Source organism: Pseudomonas sp. 58 R 3, assembly GCF_900006605.1.
Classification (GTDB): Bacteria; Pseudomonadota; Gammaproteobacteria; order Pseudomonadales; family Pseudomonadaceae; genus Aquipseudomonas; species Aquipseudomonas salomonii.
On sequence record NZ_CVTT01000065.1, the window covers coordinates 80,469 to 98,343 of the forward strand.

Here is a 17,875-nt window from a genome sequence, read left to right on the forward strand (position 1 = left end):
GATCAGTGTTAAACCTGGGATTGCGCGCCTTCAAACCACTTGAGCTTCTCGCGCAACACCACCACCTCACCGACGATCACCAGTGTCGGCGCATGCACCTCATGCTCCGCCACCATGCGTGGCAAATCCGCCAGTGTGCCGGTAAACACGCGCTGGTTGGACGTGGTGCCCTGCTGGATCAACGCCGCCGGTGTATCTGCCGCGCGCCCGTGCTTGATCAGTTGCTCGCAGATGATCGGCAAGCCGATCAGGCCCATGTAGAACACCAACGTCTGCGACGGCCCCACGAGGTCATGCCAAGGCAGGTCCGACGTTCCGTTCTTCAAATGCCCGGTGATAAAGCGCACCGACTGCGCATAGTCACGGTGCGTCAGCGGAATCCCGGCATACGCCGCGCAACCGCTGGCCGCCGTGATCCCCGGCACCACCTGGAACGGGATGCCATGGGCCGCCAGTTCCTCGATCTCTTCGCCGCCACGGCCGAAGATGAAGGGATCGCCACCTTTGAGTCGCAACACACGCTTGCCCTGCTTGGCCAAATCCACCAGTTGCTGGTTGATCTGGTCCTGCGGCACGGCATGGTCGGCGCGACGTTTGCCGACGTAGATACGCTCAGCGTCACGGCGGCACAGCTCAAGAATCGCCGGGGCCACCAGGCGGTCATACAGCACCACATCGGCCTGCTGCATCAGGCGCAAGGCACGGAAGGTCAGCAAGTCCGGATCACCCGGGCCCGCACCGACCAAATAGACTTCGCCCGGCGCATACGGCGGCGCGCCATTGACCTTTTCGATCAACAGACGCTCGGCTTCACCACCCTGCCCGGCCAGTTGACGGTCGGCGATCGGGCCCTGGAAAACCTCTTCCCAAAAGGCCCGACGCTGCTGCACATCCGGGTACAAACCTTTGACCTGGGCGCGAAAACGCGCCGCCAAACCGGCCAGTTGGCCATAGGTCGACGGAATCCAGGTTTCCAGCTTGGCGCGGATCAAGCGTGCCAGCACCGGCGCATCGCCGCCGCTGGACACCGCAATCACCAAGGGTGAACGGTCGACAATCGCCGGGAAGATCACGCTGCACAAGGCCGGCGCGTCCACCACATTGACCGGCACACAGCGGCGCTTGGCATCGCTGGACACTTGCGCATTCAGCGGCTCGTCGTCCGTGGCCGCGATAATCAGCACACAGCCGTCAAGGTCTGCCTCCTGATAACCGCGCAGAATCAGGTCCCCGCCACTGCCCAGCACCAGTTCTCGCAACTGGTCTTCGATCTGGGGAGCAACCACCCGCAGCAACGCACCGGCGTCGGCCAGCAGCCGGGATTTGCGCAAGGCAATCTCCCCGCCACCGACGACCAACACACGACTGCCGCGCAGGTTATGAAACAGCGGCAGAAATTCCATTTAGCCGATGACCTCAACGCCGCCCATGTACGGCTTGAGCACTTCCGGCACGCGGATGGAACCGTCGGCCTGCTGGTAGTTTTCCAGCACGGCCACCAGGGTACGGCCTACGGCCAGGCCCGAGCCGTTGAGGGTGTGCACCAGTTCCGGCTTGCCGGTTTCCGGGTTACGGAAACGCGCCTGCATGCGACGGGCCTGGAAATCACCGCAGTTGGAGCACGACGAAATCTCGCGGTACTTGTCCTGGCTCGGCACCCACACTTCGAGGTCGTAGGTTTTCACGGCGCTGAAACCCATGTCGCCAGTGCACAGCGCCAGTACGCGGTACGGCAGCTCCAGCAGTTGCAGGACGCGCTCGGCGTTGGCGGTCAAGCCTTCCAGGGCTTCCATGGAGGTCGACGGTTCTACAACCTGCACCATCTCTACCTTGTCGAACTGGTGCTGACGGATCATGCCGCGCGTGTCACGGCCCGAGGCACCGGCTTCGCTACGGAAGCACGGGCTGTGAGCCACGAACTTGATCGGCAGTTGCTTGGCGTCGAGGATTTCACCGGCGACGATATTGGTCAGCGACACTTCGGCGGTCGGGATCAGGTACAGGTCGGCTTCGCCGTCGCGGCTGATCTTGAACAGGTCTTCTTCGAACTTCGGCAGCTGACTGGTGCCCATCAGCGCCGGCGCCTGCACCAGATACGGCGTGTAAGCTTCTTCGTAGCCGTGTTCAGCGGTGTGCAGGTTGATCATGAACTGCGCCAGGGCACGGTGCATGCGCGCAATCGGGCCGCGCAGCAGAGCAAAGCGTGCGCCGGACATTTTGGCGGCGGTTTCGAAATCCAGGCCGCCGGTCAGTTCGCCCAACGCAACGTGATCCTTGATCTCGAAATCGAAGGCTTTTGGCGTGCCCCAGCGGCGCACTTCGACGTTGCCGTCTTCGTCTTCGCCAATCGGCACGGATTCGTGCGGCAGGTTGGGGATTCCCAAATAAACAGAATCCAGGGAGCGCTGGAGATTGTCCAGTTCGAACTTCCAGTCGGACAGCTCGGTGCCCATACGCTCGACATCCGCCATCAACGGCGCAATGTCTTCGCCGCGCTGCTTGGCCTGACCGATGGATTTGGAACGCGCATTACGCTCAGCCTGCAGTGCTTCGGTGCGGGTCTGGACGGTCTTGCGCTGTTCTTCCAGCGCTTCGATGCGCGCAACATCCAAGGCAAAGCCACGGGATGCCAGGCGGTCCGCTACGTCCTGAAGGTTGCTACGTAACAGTTTGGAATCGAGCATGTCGGTCTCTCGTTTATCAAAGTTTGGTCAAGGACAGGCCGGCCCAGGTGGCGAGCAGCCCGCCGAACACGCTGATGCCCAGGTAACCGAAGGCTACCAACGCTTGCCCGCTTTCCAGCAGGCGCACCGTATCCAGTGAAAAGGATGAAAAGGTCGTAAGACCGCCTACAAAGCCGACAATCAAGCCGGCGCGAACCTCAATCGGCACTTCGGGACGCAACAGGAACCAGCCGTACAACAGGCCGATAATCAGGCAACCCACCAGGTTGACCGCCAGGGTCGCCGCATAAAAATGCTTCGGCCAGTTGGCGCTGACCCAAGTGCCGGTGGCGAAACGCAATAATGTACCAGCGATACCCGCGGCGGACACGGCAAGAATGGTCTTGAGCACTACTTTCTCCGTTGTTTTGGGCTGAGACGGTCGAGTTGGGCCAAGTGATTGAGCTTTTCACCGATTTTCAGCTCCAGGCCACGGGGCACCGGCTGATAAAGCGGCAAGGGCTCAAGCTCATCGGGGAAGTAGTCTTCGCCGGCCGCGTAGGCGTCCGGCTCATCGTGGGCATAGCGGTACTCGTCGCCATACCCCAATTGTTTCATCAGCTTGGTCGGCGCGTTGCGCAGGTGCATCGGCACTTCAAGGGAGCCGTATTCGGCAGCGGCGCGCAGGGCGGATTTGAAGCCCACGTACACCGCGTTGCTTTTTGGCGCGCAGGCCAGGTAGGTGATGGCCTGGGCCACGGCCAATTCGCCTTCCGGGCTGCCGAGGCGCTCCTGCACATCCCAGGCCGCCAGGCACAGGCTCAGGGCACGCGGGTCGGCGTTGCCGATGTCTTCGCTGGCCATGCGCACCACGCGGCGCGCCAGGTACAGCGGGTCGCAGCCGCCGTCGATCATGCGCGCAAACCAGTACAACGCGCCGTCGGGGTTGGAGCCGCGCACCGATTTGTGCAGCGCCGATATCTGGTCGTAGAAGGCTTCGCCGCCCTTGTCGAAGCGGCGGCGCGTGTCGCCAAGCAGGCTTTGCAACAGGTCGACGCCAATCTCGTTGCCGTCTTCGGCCAGGTCCGAGGCGTTCTCCAGCAGGTTCAGAAAGCGCCGGCCATCGCCATCGGCGGCGGCCAGCAGCATCTTGAAGCCTTCTTCGCTGACACTCAGCTGGCGCTTGCCCAAGCCTTTATCTTCGCTCAGGGCCCTGTGCAGCAGCTTTTGCATCGCCGCTTCGTCCAGGCTCTTGAGCACATAGACGCGCGCTCGCGAGAGCAAAGCGTTGTTGAGTTCAAACGACGGGTTTTCGGTGGTCGCACCAATGAATATCAACGTGCCGTCTTCGACGTACGGCAAGAACGCATCCTGCTGCGACTTGTTGAAGCGATGCACTTCGTCGACAAACAGGATGGTGCGCTTGCCGTATTGCCCGGCTTGCTGCTTGGCAACTTCTACCGCCTGGCGAATCTCTTTGACCCCGGCCAGCACCGCCGAAACCGTTTCGAAGTGCGCATCCGAGACTTTCGCCAGCAGCCGCGCCAGGGTGGTTTTACCCACGCCCGGCGGCCCCCAGAAAATCATCGAGTGCAGCGCCCCCTGCTCCAGGGCTTCGCGCAGAGGCTTGCCGCGAGCGAGCAGGTGTTCTTGCCCGACGTACTCATCCAGATTGGTGGAACGCAAGCGCGCCGCCAGGGGCTGAGCAATCGGGTCACTTCGAAACAAATCCATGGGCAGCGTTTGAAACCTCTAGTTTATTCCTGGATCACGTCGGCACCCTTGGGGATGACAAACTTGAACTTGGATGCATCCACCGGCTGGTTAGCCTTGACGCCGGAGAACAGGATATCGGTGCGTTGGCCAACACTGTCGATCAGGCGCATGTTGTTGATCACGCCGTTGCCGAACGACAGGTTCAGGCTGTCGAACAGCGTGTCCTTGGATTTGGGCTTGAGGGTGAACTCGATCACGTTGCTGGTTTGCTTGGAGGTGATGTCGAAGCTGTCGTTGATCTTCGACACATCGCCCGACAGCAGCAGCGCCGGCGTCTGGTTCAAGCGCGGGTCGAGCTTCTTGATGGTCGCCTGTTCCAGGTCCGGGTCCCACAGGGTGACCTTCTGGCCATCGGAAACGATGGTCTGCTCGGCCTTGCCTTCGGTGTGCCAGTAGAACAGCCCAGGGCGCTGCACGGCCATTTCGCCTTCGGTTTGCTGCAACTGGGTACCACCGGCATCCAGGGTCAACTGGGAGAAGCGCGCGGTCAGGGTCTGGGATTTGTCCAACAGGTTCTTCAGGCTGGCCACCGAGGCGGGATCAGCGTGGGCCGAAACAGCAGTCAGGGCCAGTGCAGGCAACAACAGCATGCGGATAAAGCGCATGGGAATCCTCATTGAGTCGTCAGGACGCGCTGCGTGTTGCCACGCAGCACGGGGTCAGTCGCGCATCTGCCCGGGGGCGATGACTTCACGCGAACCGTTGGTGTTCATGGCGGTCACGACGCCGGCATTTTCCATCGATTCGATCATGCGGGCGGCGCGGTTGTAGCCGATTTTGAGCTTACGCTGCACCGCAGAGATCGAGGCGCGACGGCTTTCGAGTACGAATGCCACGGCTTCATCGTAAAGCGCGTCGGTTTCGGCATCGTCATCACCGCTGCTGCCGCCGTCGAAGCCGCTGCCGGCCTCTTCCACGCCCGCGAGGATGTCGTCGTTGTATTCCGGCGCGCCACGCAGTTTCCAGGCTTCGACCACGCGATGCACTTCGTCATCGGAGACGAACGCACCGTGCACGCGAATCGGCAGGCTGGTGCCCGGCGGCATGTAGAGCATGTCACCGTGGCCGAGCAGTTGCTCGGCGCCACCCTGGTCGATGATGGTGCGCGAGTCGATCTTGCTGGAGACCTGGAACGCCATCCGCGTCGGAATGTTGGCCTTGATCAAGCCGGTGATCACATCCACCGACGGCCGCTGGGTCGCGAGGATCAAGTGAATACCGGCCGCACGCGCCTTTTGGGCGATACGCGCGATCAGTTCTTCAACCTTCTTGCCGACGATCATCATCATGTCGGCAAATTCATCGACCACCACCACGATGGTCGGCAGCTTGGTCAGCAGCGGCGCTTCGTCGTGGATGCTTTCACGCTTGTACAGCGGGTCGCTCAGCGGTGTGCCGGCGTCCTGGGCTTCCTTGACCTTGGCATTGAAGCCCGACAGGTTACGCACGCCCATCTTCGCCATCAGCTTGTAGCGGCGCTCCATCTCGGCGACGCTCCAGCGCAGGGCGTTGGCGGCGTCCTTCATATCGGTCACCACCGGGCACAGCAGGTGCGGGATGCCTTCGTAGATCGACAATTCGAGCATCTTCGGGTCGATCATGATCAGCTTGGCGTCATCCGGGCCGGACTTGAACAGGATCGACAGGATCATCGCGTTCACGCCCACCGACTTACCGGAACCGGTGGTACCGGCCACCAGCAGGTGCGGCATTTTCGCAAGGTCGGTGATCACCGGCTTGCCGCCGATGTCGTGGCCGAGGGCCAGGGTGACCGGCGATTTGAAGTTGTCGTATTCCGGGGTCGACAGCACCTCGGAGAACCGCACGATCTGGCGGTCTTCGTTGGGAATCTCGATGCCGACGGTGGTCTTGCCGGGGATCACTTCCACCACACGCACACTGGTCACGGCCAGGGAGCGGGCCAGGTCTTTGGCCAGGTTGGAGATACGGCTGACCTTGACGCCGGCGGCCGGCTGGATCTCGTAACGGGTAATCACCGGGCCTGGGTGAATCGAATCCACCGAGACTTCGACGCCGAATTCCTTGAGTTTGATTTCCAGCAGATGGCCAACCGCCGCCAGGGATTCCGGGGAATAGTTGAGTTGTTTCTTTTCGGCCGGGTCGAGAATCGAGATCGGCGGCAAAGTGCCTTCGACGGCGCTGTCGACAAACAACGGCGCCTGCTTCTCTTTCTGCACACGATGGCTCGGCTCGGGCGCTTTGGGCGGTGCCGGGGCAATCACCGGCGGCACCTGCTTCTCGCGGTCCGACATGTGCTTGCTCAGGGCCTGCTCGCGCTCGATCAAGCGTTCCTTGACCTTGGCCTGCTCGCGGCGGTCCGGCGTACTCGGGGCCACCACTTCGTTAACGCGGGTGTCCACCTCGCGCAGTTGCGCGACCATGCGCTTGCGATCAACTCGGGCCGACCACCAACGGTTGGCCGCGCCCTGGAACAACTCGAGCAGGTCCAGGGTGATCTTGCCGGTCACGTCCATCACCTTGAACCACGACAGGTCGGTGAACACGGTGAGGCCGAACAGGAACAGCGCGATAAACATCAAGGTGCTGCCCTGGATGTTCAGGGTCTTGCGCGCCAGGTCGCCGAGGCTTTCGCCCAACGCCCCGCCCGCGCCCGCCGGCAGGCCGGTAGGTGCATGAAAATGGATGTGCGCCAGCGCCGCGCCGGACAACACCAGGAACACCAGGCCGATCAGGCGCCAGGAGAACAGCCAGCCGCTCCACTGCCACGGTTCGTGACGCTGGCGGAAGATCTGCCAGGTCTTGATCGCCAGCAGCAGCGGGAAGATATACGCGAAGTAACCCAGCACCATAAACAGGATATCGGCGCTGTAGGAACCGGCGGGGCCGCCGAAGTTCTGCACGTCTTCGATCTTGCTGTTGTGGCTCCAGCCCGGGTCGTCCTTGCCATAGGTGAGCAAGGCCATCATCAGGAACAGGCACAGGGCGCCAATAGCGATCAGCGCGCCTTCCTTGAGTCGATAATGCAGGTGCTGACGCCAGGCCGGCACGACTGCTGCTTTAGGTGTTGCGGCGGATTTCTTCAAAACGGGTCTATTCCTGCGCCTTTAGCGCGTCCATCTGTTGAATGACTGCACACTGCTCAATCCGAGCAGCTGAAAAATGAACGAATGTCGCTGAAACTACTTTTAACATTGGGTGATGAACAGGTGAAAGGGCGATAACGCCACGATGCCCGCATTGTACGGGTTTGCGTCGGCGATGCCACGTACTTGCCCTCACCCGACGGCCTGCACAAATGATGTGTCACAGCCTGTTCAATTTGAGCATGCATTGCCTTTGCTGACAAAGGCTTATGCGCTGTTTTTATCAAAGCAGGCAAGCTTGGCAATTGGCCTGCATGGCCCGGACCCGATTACGACCGCGCCTGTAGGGCAGAGTTGCAGAAACACCCGTTAACGCTATTGCGCGCCGATGCCCGATTCGGGCTGGCCCCACAGCGCCTTGTCGACAATAATCACCTCACATGCGGCAGGCGTCATACCTGCCACTCCCCTCCCCCACCGTAAGCCTGGATGCCATGCTGACCTGGTTGCAACGCGATTCCCTGACTTTTCCGCCGCTGGCCAAAGCCATGCGCGAACCCAATGGCTTGCTGGCTGCCGGCGGCGACCTGTCGGCCGAGCGACTGATCCAGGCCTATCGCCATGGCTGCTTTCCGTGGTTCTCCGACGGCCAGCCGATCCTCTGGTGGTCTCCAGACCCACGCACGGTAATATTCCCCGACGAACTGCACGTATCACGCAGCCTGGGCAAACTGTTGCGCCAGCAGCGCTACAGCGTGACCTTCGACCAGGACTTCGCCGCCGTCATCCAGGCCTGCGCCGCGCCCCGCGCTTATGCGGACGGCACCTGGATCACCGAAGGCATCCAAAGCGCCTACCTGGAGCTGCACCGGCGCGGCTACGCGCACTCCGTTGAAGTGTGGGATGACGGCAAGCTGGTCGGCGGCCTGTATGGCCTGGCCATGGGCCAATTGTTTTTTGGCGAATCGATGTTCAGCCGCGCCGACAATGCCTCCAAGTTCGGCTTTGCCACACTGACCCGCCAGTTGCAGGCCTGGGGTTTTGTACTGATCGACTGCCAGATGCCCAATGACCACCTGCACAGCCTCGGCGCCCGCGCCATACCACGCAGTGAATTTGCCGATTTCCTGCGTAACCATTTGGACCAACCCAGCTCTGGCGCGTGGGTTTCCTAGGCGACTTCCGCGTACCTGGCATACACTTATTTCAAAGCTTAACCCGAGGGTTGATCATGACCGAGCTGGCGCGCTTGAAGTTTTATGCCACTCAAGCCCACTCTTGCAGCTATCTGCCTGACGAGCAGGCCACCACACTGTTCCTCGACCCCAGCCAGCCGATGGACGTGCATGTGTATGCCGACCTTTCGGAGATGGGCTTTCGGCGCAGCGGCGATCATCTGTACCGACCCCATTGCCAGAATTGCAATGCGTGCGTGCCTGCGCGTATCCCGGTTGCGCAGTTTTTGCCGGACCGTAATCAGAAACGCATTCTCAAACGCAACGCCGACCTGACGGTCACGGCCACCAAGCCACAGTACAGCGAAGAATATTTCGATCTTTACCAGCGTTACATCGAACAACGCCACGCAGATGGCGACATGTTCCCGCCCAGCCGTGATCAGTTTTCGACCTTCCTGGTGCGCGACCTGCCCTTCTCACGCTTCTATGAGTTCCGCCTGGATGGCCGCCTGCTGGCGGTGGCGGTGACCGACCTGCTGCCCAACGGCCTGTCGGCGGTCTACACCTTCTATGAGCCTTCCGAAGAACGCCGCAGCCTTGGGCGCTTTGCGATTTTGTGGCAAATCGGTGAAGCCCTGCGCCTGGAACTGGAGGCGGTGTACCTCGGATACTGGATCAAGAACTGCAAAAAGATGAACTACAAGACCCAATATCGGCCCATTGAGCTGCTGATTAATCAAAGATGGGTAACGCTTAACTAGAACCCCTTGGCTTAAACACCCTTTTTCGGGCACAATGCACGCCGCTTTTGCCTGGCGCAGTTGCACCGGGCCATTCACTGGATACCGAGGGCTTTACTGCATGTCGAAAGAAGACAGCTTCGAAATGGAAGGCACTGTCGTCGACACCCTGCCCAACACCATGTTTCGTGTGGAGTTGGAAAATGGGCACGTCGTAACCGCGCATATCTCCGGCAAGATGCGCAAGAACTACATTCGTATTCTTACCGGTGACAAAGTGCGCGTCGAGCTGACGCCCTATGACTTGAGCAAAGGGCGCATCACTTACCGCGCTCGTTAAGCAAGTCAATACAAAACGCCCGGTTATGCCGGGCGTTTTTGTGTGTGCGAGATTTGTCCAACACCACAAATACTTGTGGGAGCGGGCTTGCTCGCGAATGCGGTGTATCAGTCAATTCATCTGTCACTGACCCACCGTGTTCGCGAGCAAGCCCGCTCCCACAGGGGATCACCAGTGTTTTGACGATTGTGTTCTCGAGACAGCAAAAAGGCGCCTTTCGGCGCCTTTTGCTGTGTTGTTGCGATCAGCTATCAGGCCATTTCGGCCGTGGTTTCGAACTCGAAGGTCAGCTCGCCATCCTTCAGGTCGATATGCACCACGCCGCCATGGTCGGAAAGCTCGCCAAACAGGATCTCTTCGGCCAGTGGCCGCTTGATCTTGTCCTGGATCAGACGCGCCATTGGGCGAGCGCCCATTGCCGAGTCGTAGCCGCCTTCGGCCAGCCAGTTGCGCGCCGCATCCGTCACTTCCAGCTGCACGCGCTTGTCTTCCAACTGCGCCTGAAGCTCGGTAAGGAACTTGTCCACCACGCTTTTGATGACCTCATGGCTGAGGCGACCAAACTGGATAATGGTGTCCAGACGGTTGCGGAACTCCGGCGTGAAGCTCTTCTTGATCACTTCCATGGCGTCGGATGAGTGATCCTGATGCGTAAAGCCAATGGAGGCCCGCGCAGCAGTCTCGGCACCGGCGTTGGTGGTCATGATCACGATGACGTTGCGGAAGTCCGCCTTGCGCCCGTTGTTATCGGTCAGGGTGCCATGGTCCATGACCTGCAGCAGCAGGTTGAAGACTTCCGGGTGGGCCTTCTCGATTTCATCGAGCAGCAACACGCAGTGCGGCTGCTTGGTGATGGCTTCGGTCAACAGGCCGCCCTGGTCGAACCCGACATAGCCCGGAGGCGCACCGATCAGGCGCGACACGGTGTGGCGCTCCATGTATTCGGACATGTCGAAGCGTACCAGTTCAATGCCCATGGCCTTGGCCAATTGGCGCGCAGCTTCGGTCTTGCCGACGCCGGTCGGGCCTGCGAACAGGAACGAACCGACCGGCTTGTCCGGCGACTTGAGGCCCGCGCGCGACAGCTTGATCGCGGTGGACAACGCGTCGATAGCCGCATCCTGACCGAACACCGTGAGCTTGAGGTCGCGCTCCAGGTTACGCAGCAGCTCCTTGTCGGAACTGTTGACGTGCTTAGGCGGAATACGCGCGATCTTCGCCACGATGTCCTCGACTTGAGGCACGTCGATGCGTTTCACACGCTTCTCGACCGGCTGCAGGCGCTGGTAGGCACCCGCCTCGTCGATCACGTCGATGGCTTTGTCCGGCATGTGCCGATCATTGATGTAGCGCGATGCCAGCTCAGCAGCGGCACGCAGCGCCTCATCGGTGTACTCGATGCCGTGATGGGCCTCGAAGCGCCCTTTGAGGCCGCGCAGAATGCCGATGGTGTCTTCTACCGAAGGCTCGGACACGTCGACTTTCTGGAAGCGACGCGCCAGGGCACGGTCTTTTTCGAAGATGCCGCGAAATTCCTGGAACGTGGTCGAACCGATGCAACGGATATCACCCGACGACAGCAGCGGCTTGAGCAGGTTGGAGGCGTCCATCACCCCACCCGACGCCGCACCGGCACCAATGATGGTGTGGATTTCATCGATAAACAGGATCGCCTGCGGGCGTTTTTTCAGCTCGCCGAGCAGCGCCTTGAAGCGTTTCTCGAAATCGCCACGGTACTTGGTCCCGGCGAGCAACGCGCCCAGATCAAGGGAGTAGACGACGCTGTTGGCCAGCAAATCCGGCACCTGGTTATCCACGATGCGCTTGGCCAGGCCTTCGGCAATCGCGGTTTTACCCACGCCCGCCTCGCCCACCAGCAAGGGGTTGTTCTTGCGACGACGCGCGAGGATCTGCGCTACACGCTCAACCTCAAGCTCACGCCCCACCAGCGGATCGATCCGCCCCTGGCGCGCCAGTTCGTTAAGGTTGCTGGCATAGGCATCCAGTGGATTGCCCGAAGAAGAAGACTCACCGCCCTCGTCGTCCTGCATATCCTGCTCACCCTCGGAATGATCGCCGTGCCCTGGCACCTTGGAGATACCGTGGGCGATGTAGTTGACGACATCAATACGGGCAACGCTCTGCTGCTTGAGCAGGAACACTGCCTGGCTTTCCTGCTCGCTGAAAATTGCCACCAGCACATTGGCGCCCGTGACCTCACGCTTACCGGAGCTCTGTACGTGGAAGACAGCACGCTGCAACACCCGCTGGAAGCCCAGGGTTGGCTGGGTCTCACGGTCCTCGTCATGCACGGGGATCAGTGGCGTGGTGGAGTCGATAAACTCCTGCAGGTCATGCTTGAGTTTGTCGAGGTTGGCGCCGCACGCACGCAGAACGGTGGCGGCAGCTTCGTTATCCAAAAGTGCCAGCAGCAGGTGCTCGACGGTCATGAATTCATGACGCTTCGAACGGGCCTCCTTAAAGGCAAGATTGAGGGTGACTTCGAGCTCGCGGTTTAACATAGCTTCACCTCATACCCAAGTGGTCGGCGTTAACCGTCCTTCTCGATTTCACAGAGTAGCGGATGCTGGCTTTCCCTGGCGTACTGGTTGACCTGCATGGCCTTTGTCTCGGCGATGTCACGGGTAAACACTCCACATACTGCCCGTCCTTCTGTGTGAACGGCCAGCATTACCTTGGTCGCCAGCTCGCGGTTCAGGTTAAAAAACACCTCGAGCACTTCGACGACGAAATCCATCGGTGTGTAGTCATCATTGAACAAAACCACCTTGTACATCGGCGGCGCCTGTAGAGCAGGCTTCGCCTCCTGAACAGCAATGCCTGCAGAACCGTCGTCATCGTGTTCCTGATCCGGGCGATCCTGATTGAATGTTAGTCGAATCTGGCTGTTTGCATGCATGGAAAGAAAGGTTCGTCAGTGGTTCAAATACAGTGGTGGGGGCGACCTGTCAGAATTTCAACTCTGACCGATCGGTCGCCTTGACTATCGGCGAAACGGTGTTACAACCAATAGAACCCACAGTGGGTAAAAAAGGTCCGCGCAGTCAACCTTATTTATTCGGGTTAGGACGGATAAACTGGATGATACTCCAGTGATGGAGTCTGGTGCAGAGGGATATGGGTATGTCGAGTGGCAAGGTCAAGTGGTTCAACAATGCCAAGGGGTACGGCTTTATCGTCGAAGACGGCAAAGCTGAAGACCTGTTTGCGCATTATTCTGCGATTAATATGGACGGATACAAGACCCTGAAAGCAGGTCAGCCCGTGTCTTTTGAGATAATCCAAGGCCCCAAGGGTTTGCACGCCGTCAATATTGGCGCACTTGCAAGCCAAGAGCAAAAGTCAAACACGGCGCACGGCGGGAAAGACAATCAAGCTCAAGAATCAAAAGAAGCAACGGCCTGATCAGCCGCCGAGCAAAGTGAAAACAAAAAACCGGCCAGCCCAATCACTTGGGGTGTCCGGTTTTTTTTACACCGTTTTACATATGCGAAATCAACGCATCACCAAACCCTGACGACGACACCAGCTTCGCGCCCTCCATCAAACGCTCGAAGTCATAGGTCACGGTCTTCGCCGAAATCGCACCATTGGTGCCCTTGATGATCAGATCCGCCGCCTCCGTCCAACCCATGTGCCGCAGCATCATTTCCGCCGACAGAATCAACGAACCCGGGTTGACCTGATCCTTGCCTGCATATTTAGGCGCGGTACCGTGGGTGGCTTCGAACATCGCCACGGTGTCGGAAAGGTTGGCCCCCGGCGCAATACCAATGCCACCTACTTCCGCCGCCAGCGCATCAGACAGGTAGTCACCGTTAAGGTTAAGCGTGGCAATCACATCATATTCCGCCGGACGCAACAGAATCTGCTGGAGCATGGCGTCGGCAATCGCGTCCTTGACCACTACATTCTTGCCGGTTTTGGGGTTTTTGAACTGCATCCACGGGCCGCCGTCGAGCAGGGTCGCGCCAAATTCCTTTTCGGCAATACCGTACGCCCACTCTTTGAAGGCACCTTCGGTGAACTTCATGATGTTGCCTTTGTGCACAATGGTCAGCGAATCGCGGTCATTATCCACTACATATTGCAGGGCTTTGCGCGCCAGGCGCTCGGTGCCTTCTTTGGAAACCGGCTTGATGCCAATCCCGCAGTCCTGGTCGAAACGGATCTTGGTAACGCCCATTTCTTCCTTGAGGAACTTGATCACCTTGATCGCTTCCGGCGAACCGGCCTTCCACTCGATACCGGCATAAATGTCTTCAGAGTTTTCACGGAAGATGGTCATGTCCACATCACCAGGCTTCTTGACCGGGCTGGGCACACCTTCAAACCAGCGCACCGGGCGCAGGCAGACATACAAATCGAGCTGCTGACGCAGGGCCACGTTCAGCGAACGGATGCCGCCGCCAACCGGCGTGGTCAGCGGGCCCTTGATGGAAACCACGTAATCCTTGACCGCATCCAGGGTTTCCTGGGGCAGCCAGGTGTCCTGGTCGTAGACTTGAGTCGCTTTCTCGCCGGCATACACCTCCATCCAGGAGATTTTGCGCTTACCGCCGTAGGCCTTTTCAACAGCTGCGTCGACCACCTTGATCATCACCGGGCTGATGTCGACGCCAATACCGTCGCCTTCTATATAAGGGATGATCGGTTGGTCAGGAACATTGAGAGAATGGTCTGCATTGACGGTGATTTTGTCGCCGACTGCCGGAACCTGAATCTTCTTGTATCCCATGCTGAACTCCATCTATGGATTGAACATCTGGCTGCGTTCGAGCCTACTCCAGATATATGGCGACTGAAACCTAACGCCATGCTCATTTACATCGAAAACAGCATAATTTGTCGCCTACAAGCCTGAAAGCAAAGGCAAAATCGCCAATCTTGAGCACATCGTGCGACTTTGGTCGCAGTCTGGGCCCTGCGACCTTTAGACCAATGGACGACACACCTTTTGTATGAAGGCTCGGCGTAAGCATAGCGACCTATGTATAATGCCGCCGCTGACCAAAGAGTCACGACGGCGGACCGCTCTAGAACAAAGCCTTCCGCTACAAAGCAGGACTAATACAATAGTCCACCCGCTTGACGCTCGACTGATGCAAACCAACATCACCGCGAAGAAACCTCGACATTTCGCTCATGGATGACTTTGAACGAACGCGCTCCACCCGGCGCATCTCGAGTTTCTGCGCACGCTTTCAGCAAAGAAGAGAGTTAATCCGAATATGCCCACCCGCTCGAAGATCATCTACACCTTCACCGACGAAGCCCCAGCCCTCGCCACCTATTCACTGCTGCCTATCGTAGAGGCCTTCACCGCTTCCGCTGATATTGCTGTGGAAACCCGCGACATTTCCCTGGCCGCGCGCATCCTCGCAAGCTTCCCCGAGCAACTGGGCAACAAGGCAATCGCGGACCACCTCGCCGAACTGGGCGACCTGGCCGTTACGCCTGAAGCCAACATCATCAAGCTGCCTAACATCAGCGCCTCGACCCCGCAGTTGCAAGCGGCGATCAAGGAACTGCAGGCCCAGGGCTACGCCCTGCCGGACTACCCGGAAACCGTAACCACCGACGCGGAAAAAGAAACCCGCGCACGTTACGACAAGGTCAAGGGCAGCGCCGTGAACCCGGTACTGCGCGAAGGCAACTCCGACCGCCGCGCACCGCTGTCGGTCAAGAACTACGCGCGCAAGCACCCGCACAAAATGGGCGCCTGGGCTGCCGACTCCAAGTCGCACATCGCACACATGAGCAACGGCGACTTCTACGGCAGCGAAAAAGCCGTGCAGATCGAAGCCGCTGACGCGGTAAAAATCGAACTGATCGCCAAAGACGGCACTGCGACCGTCTTGAAAGAAAAGACCTCGGTACAAGCCGGCGAAATCATCGACACCGCCGTGCTGAGCAAAAAAGCTCTGCGCGCGTTCATTGCCGCTGAAATCGAAGACGCCAAGCAGCAAGGCGTGCTGCTGTCGGTTCACTTGAAAGCCACCATGATGAAGGTCTCCGACCCGATCATGTTCGGCCAGATCGTTGCCGAGTTCTATAAAGACGCCCTGGCCAAGCACGCTACCGTGCTGGAACAGATCGGCTTCAACCTGAACAACGGCATCGGCGACCTGTACGCTCGCATCAAGGCGTTGCCGGCCGAGCAACAAGCGCAGATCGAAGCTGACATTCAGGCGGTCTACGCCGCTCGCCCTTCCCTGGCGATGGTCAACTCCGACAAAGGCATCACCAACCTGCACGTGCCGAGCGACGTCATCGTCGACGCCTCGATGCCGGCCATGATCCGTGACTCCGGCAAAATGTGGGGCACCGACGGCCAACTGCACGACACCAAGGCGGTGATCCCGGATCGCTGCTACGCCACCATCTACCAGGCCGTCATCGAAGACTGCAAGGCCAATGGCGCTTTCGACCCAACCACCATGGGCAGCGTGCCAAACGTTGGCTTGATGGCCAAGAAAGCCGAAGAGTACGGTTCCCACGACAAGACCTTCCAGATCAAGGCTGACGGCGTAGTCCGCGTCACCGACAGCAAGGGCACCTTGCTGATGGAACAGGCTGTTGACGCCGGCGACATCTTCCGCATGTGCCAGACCAAAGACGCGCCGATCCAGGATTGGGTCAAGCTCGCCGTCAACCGCGCTCGCGCCAGCAACACCCCAGCCATTTTCTGGCTGGACCCTAAGCGCGCGCACGATGGCGTAGTGGTCGAGAAAGTTCAGGCCTACCTGAAAGACCACAACACCGAAGGCCTGGACATCCGCATCATGTCGCCGGTCGACGCGATGAAGTTCACCCTGGAGCGCACCCGCAAGGGCCTGGACACCATCTCGGTGACCGGCAACGTACTGCGTGACTACCTGACCGACCTGTTCCCGATCATGGAACTGGGCACCAGCGCCAAGATGCTGTCGATCGTGCCGCTGATGAACGGTGGCGGCCTGTTCGAAACCGGCGCCGGCGGTTCGGCTCCGAAGCACGTGCAGCAACTGGTTGAAGAGAACTTCCTGCGCTGGGATTCCCTGGGCGAGTTCCTGGCCCTGGCTGCGTCCCTTGAGCATTTGGGTGTTACTTATAACAACCCGAAAGCCCTGGTGCTGTCCAAGACCCTGGACCAGGCCACTGGCCAGTTCCTCGACAACAACAAGTCGCCATCGCGCAAAGTCGGCAACATCGACAACCGCGGCAGCCACTTCTACCTGGCGCTGTACTGGGCGCAAGCCCTGGCCGCCCAGACTGAAGATACTGCACTGCAAGCGCAGTTCGGCGAACTGGCCAAAACCCTGGCCGACAATGAGGCAACCATCGTTGCCGAGTTGAACGCCGTACAGGGCAAGCCAGTGGACATCGGCGGCTACTACGCGCCGAACCCGGAGCTGACCAGCAAAGCCATGCGCCCAAGCAACACCCTCAATGCGGCGATTGCCAAGTTGAAGTAAGGTTGTAAGGATGCAAAGAAGCCCCGGCCATGTGCCGGGGTTTCTGTTTGCGCCCTGGTTTCACTGAACAACCCCGATCAAATGTGGGAGCAGGCAAGCCAGCTCCCACACTGAACGAGTTTCTTCAGTCACTACACATTGAGGCACCCATGACCTGGCAACCCCACATCACCGTCGCCACTATCGTCGAAGACAACGGCCGCTTCCTGATGGTCGAGGAGCTCAAGGGTGGCCGCGCCGTGCTCAACCAGCCGGCCGGCCATCTGGACCCGCATGAAACCCTCACCGAAGCGGCCGTGCGCGAAACCCTCGAAGAAACCGGCTGGGACGTCGAGGCCACCGGCATTGTCGGCATCTACCTGTACACCGCGCCCAGCAATGGCGTGACTTATCAGCGCGTGTGCTTTACCGCCAAAGCCTTGAAACATCACCCCGACTACACACTCGATGAAGGCATCGTCCGCGCCCGCTGGCTGACCCGTGAGGAGCTGATGGCCCTGCGCGACGACTGGCGCAGTGAGCTGATCATCCGCTGTATCGATGATTATCTGGCCGGCCAGCGCCATAGCCTCGAATTGATCCGCCCTTCTCTTTAGCCTTGCGGGCGTGAGCCTGTTAGAATCGCGTCCTTTTTC

Annotated in this window: 15 protein-coding genes; 6 read left to right on the forward strand and 9 right to left on the reverse strand. The window is 59.5% G+C overall.

The features are described from left to right. Positions 1-8: 8 nt before the first annotated feature. The 6 genes from cysG to BFP92_RS21520 are packed head-to-tail and all read right to left on the reverse strand — an operon-like array spanning position 9 to position 7,504. On the reverse strand, positions 9-1,403 hold the full coding sequence (cysG, locus tag BFP92_RS21495) for a siroheme synthase CysG (RefSeq protein ID WP_065931007.1): 1,395 nt from the start codon (positions 1,401-1,403) through the stop codon (positions 9-11). Next, a complete protein-coding gene (gene serS / locus BFP92_RS21500; protein WP_065931008.1) occupies positions 1,404-2,684 on the reverse strand; it encodes a serine--tRNA ligase in 1,281 nt (426 codons plus the stop codon). Positions 2,685-2,700: 16 nt separating this feature from the next. Then, positions 2,701-3,075 (reverse strand): fluoride efflux transporter CrcB, encoded by a 375-nt coding sequence (gene crcB / locus BFP92_RS21505; protein WP_017137499.1) that lies wholly within the window; start codon positions 3,073-3,075, stop codon positions 2,701-2,703. Then, positions 3,075-4,397, reverse strand: coding sequence for a replication-associated recombination protein A (locus BFP92_RS21510; protein ID WP_065931009.1), 1,323 nt, complete (start codon positions 4,395-4,397; stop codon positions 3,075-3,077). The genes crcB and BFP92_RS21510 overlap by 1 nt, the downstream gene beginning before the upstream one ends. Positions 4,398-4,420: 23 nt before the next feature. Next, positions 4,421-5,044, reverse strand: a complete 624-nt coding sequence (lolA, locus tag BFP92_RS21515) for an outer membrane lipoprotein periplasmic chaperone LolA (RefSeq protein WP_065931010.1) — start codon at positions 5,042-5,044, stop codon at positions 4,421-4,423. Between the two features lie 54 nt (positions 5,045-5,098). Beyond that, positions 5,099-7,504: a DNA translocase FtsK gene (locus tag BFP92_RS21520; RefSeq protein WP_065931011.1), complete on the reverse strand. Its 2,406-nt coding sequence runs from the start codon at positions 7,502-7,504 to the stop codon at positions 5,099-5,101. A 494-nt stretch (positions 7,505-7,998) separates the two neighbouring features. Between BFP92_RS21520 and aat the strand changes: the two genes are divergently transcribed. The 3 genes from aat to infA all read left to right on the forward strand — a co-directional run bounded on the left by aat (position 7,999) and on the right by infA (position 9,762). Beyond that, positions 7,999-8,679 carry a leucyl/phenylalanyl-tRNA--protein transferase gene (gene aat / locus BFP92_RS21525; RefSeq protein ID WP_065931012.1) on the forward strand — a complete coding sequence of 227 codons (681 nt, stop codon included), beginning with the start codon at positions 7,999-8,001 and terminating at the stop codon, positions 8,677-8,679. A 56-nt stretch (positions 8,680-8,735) separates the two neighbouring features. Further along, the gene (locus tag BFP92_RS21530; protein WP_065931013.1) at positions 8,736-9,443 is read left to right on the forward strand and encodes an arginyltransferase; all 708 of its coding nucleotides are present in this window, start codon (positions 8,736-8,738) and stop codon (positions 9,441-9,443) included. Between the two features lie 100 nt (positions 9,444-9,543). Next, positions 9,544-9,762, forward strand: coding sequence for a translation initiation factor IF-1 (gene infA / locus BFP92_RS21535; protein ID WP_002553999.1), 219 nt, complete (start codon positions 9,544-9,546; stop codon positions 9,760-9,762). Positions 9,763-10,013: 251 nt separating this feature from the next. On the opposite strand, the gene clpA is transcribed toward infA, so the two are convergent. Beyond that, on the reverse strand, positions 10,014-12,284 hold the full coding sequence (gene clpA / locus BFP92_RS21540; protein ID WP_056861703.1) for an ATP-dependent Clp protease ATP-binding subunit ClpA: 2,271 nt from the start codon (positions 12,282-12,284) through the stop codon (positions 10,014-10,016). Positions 12,285-12,313: 29 nt separating this feature from the next. Next, positions 12,314-12,682, reverse strand: a complete 369-nt coding sequence (gene clpS, locus BFP92_RS21545) for an ATP-dependent Clp protease adapter ClpS (protein WP_005789091.1) — start codon at positions 12,680-12,682, stop codon at positions 12,314-12,316. A gap of 224 nt (positions 12,683-12,906) precedes the next feature. On the opposite strand from clpS, the gene cspD reads away from it, so the two are divergent. After that, positions 12,907-13,188 (forward strand): cold shock domain-containing protein CspD, encoded by a 282-nt coding sequence (gene cspD, locus BFP92_RS21550; protein WP_218177969.1) that lies wholly within the window; start codon positions 12,907-12,909, stop codon positions 13,186-13,188. 76 nt (positions 13,189-13,264) lie between these two features. Here cspD and icd read toward each other — a convergent pair whose 3' ends face one another. Continuing rightward, positions 13,265-14,521, reverse strand: a complete 1,257-nt coding sequence (icd, locus tag BFP92_RS21555; RefSeq protein ID WP_065931181.1) for an NADP-dependent isocitrate dehydrogenase — start codon at positions 14,519-14,521, stop codon at positions 13,265-13,267. A gap of 493 nt (positions 14,522-15,014) precedes the next feature. Here icd and BFP92_RS21560 point away from each other — a divergent pair, with 493 nt between their 5' ends. Together BFP92_RS21560 and BFP92_RS21565 are read left to right on the forward strand one after the other, a co-directional pair. Continuing rightward, positions 15,015-17,240, forward strand: a complete 2,226-nt coding sequence (locus BFP92_RS21560) for an NADP-dependent isocitrate dehydrogenase (RefSeq protein ID WP_065931015.1) — start codon at positions 15,015-15,017, stop codon at positions 17,238-17,240. Between the two features lie 149 nt (positions 17,241-17,389). Continuing rightward, the gene (locus tag BFP92_RS21565; RefSeq protein WP_056861700.1) at positions 17,390-17,836 is read left to right on the forward strand and encodes an NUDIX hydrolase; all 447 of its coding nucleotides are present in this window, start codon (positions 17,390-17,392) and stop codon (positions 17,834-17,836) included. Positions 17,837-17,875 lie beyond the last annotated feature (39 nt).

Coding starts and splice junctions, on each gene's coding strand:
- BFP92_RS21560 (WP_065931015.1), top strand. CDS start 15,015: ATGCCCACCCGCTCGAAGATCATCTACACCTTCACCGACGAAGCCCCA.
- cspD (WP_218177969.1), top strand. CDS start 12,907: ATGTCGAGTGGCAAGGTCAAGTGGTTCAACAATGCCAAGGGGTACGGC.
- lolA (WP_065931010.1), bottom strand. CDS start 5,044: ATGCGCTTTATCCGCATGCTGTTGTTGCCTGCACTGGCCCTGACTGCT.
- infA (WP_002553999.1), top strand. CDS start 9,544: ATGTCGAAAGAAGACAGCTTCGAAATGGAAGGCACTGTCGTCGACACC.
- BFP92_RS21530 (WP_065931013.1), top strand. CDS start 8,736: ATGACCGAGCTGGCGCGCTTGAAGTTTTATGCCACTCAAGCCCACTCT.
- clpA (WP_056861703.1), bottom strand. CDS start 12,284: ATGTTAAACCGCGAGCTCGAAGTCACCCTCAATCTTGCCTTTAAGGAG.
- serS (WP_065931008.1), bottom strand. CDS start 2,684: ATGCTCGATTCCAAACTGTTACGTAGCAACCTTCAGGACGTAGCGGAC.
- BFP92_RS21510 (WP_065931009.1), bottom strand. CDS start 4,397: ATGGATTTGTTTCGAAGTGACCCGATTGCTCAGCCCCTGGCGGCGCGC.
- BFP92_RS21565 (WP_056861700.1), top strand. CDS start 17,390: ATGACCTGGCAACCCCACATCACCGTCGCCACTATCGTCGAAGACAAC.
- aat (WP_065931012.1), top strand. CDS start 7,999: ATGCTGACCTGGTTGCAACGCGATTCCCTGACTTTTCCGCCGCTGGCC.
- cysG (WP_065931007.1), bottom strand. CDS start 1,403: ATGGAATTTCTGCCGCTGTTTCATAACCTGCGCGGCAGTCGTGTGTTG.
- icd (WP_065931181.1), bottom strand. CDS start 14,521: ATGGGATACAAGAAGATTCAGGTTCCGGCAGTCGGCGACAAAATCACC.
- clpS (WP_005789091.1), bottom strand. CDS start 12,682: ATGCATGCAAACAGCCAGATTCGACTAACATTCAATCAGGATCGCCCG.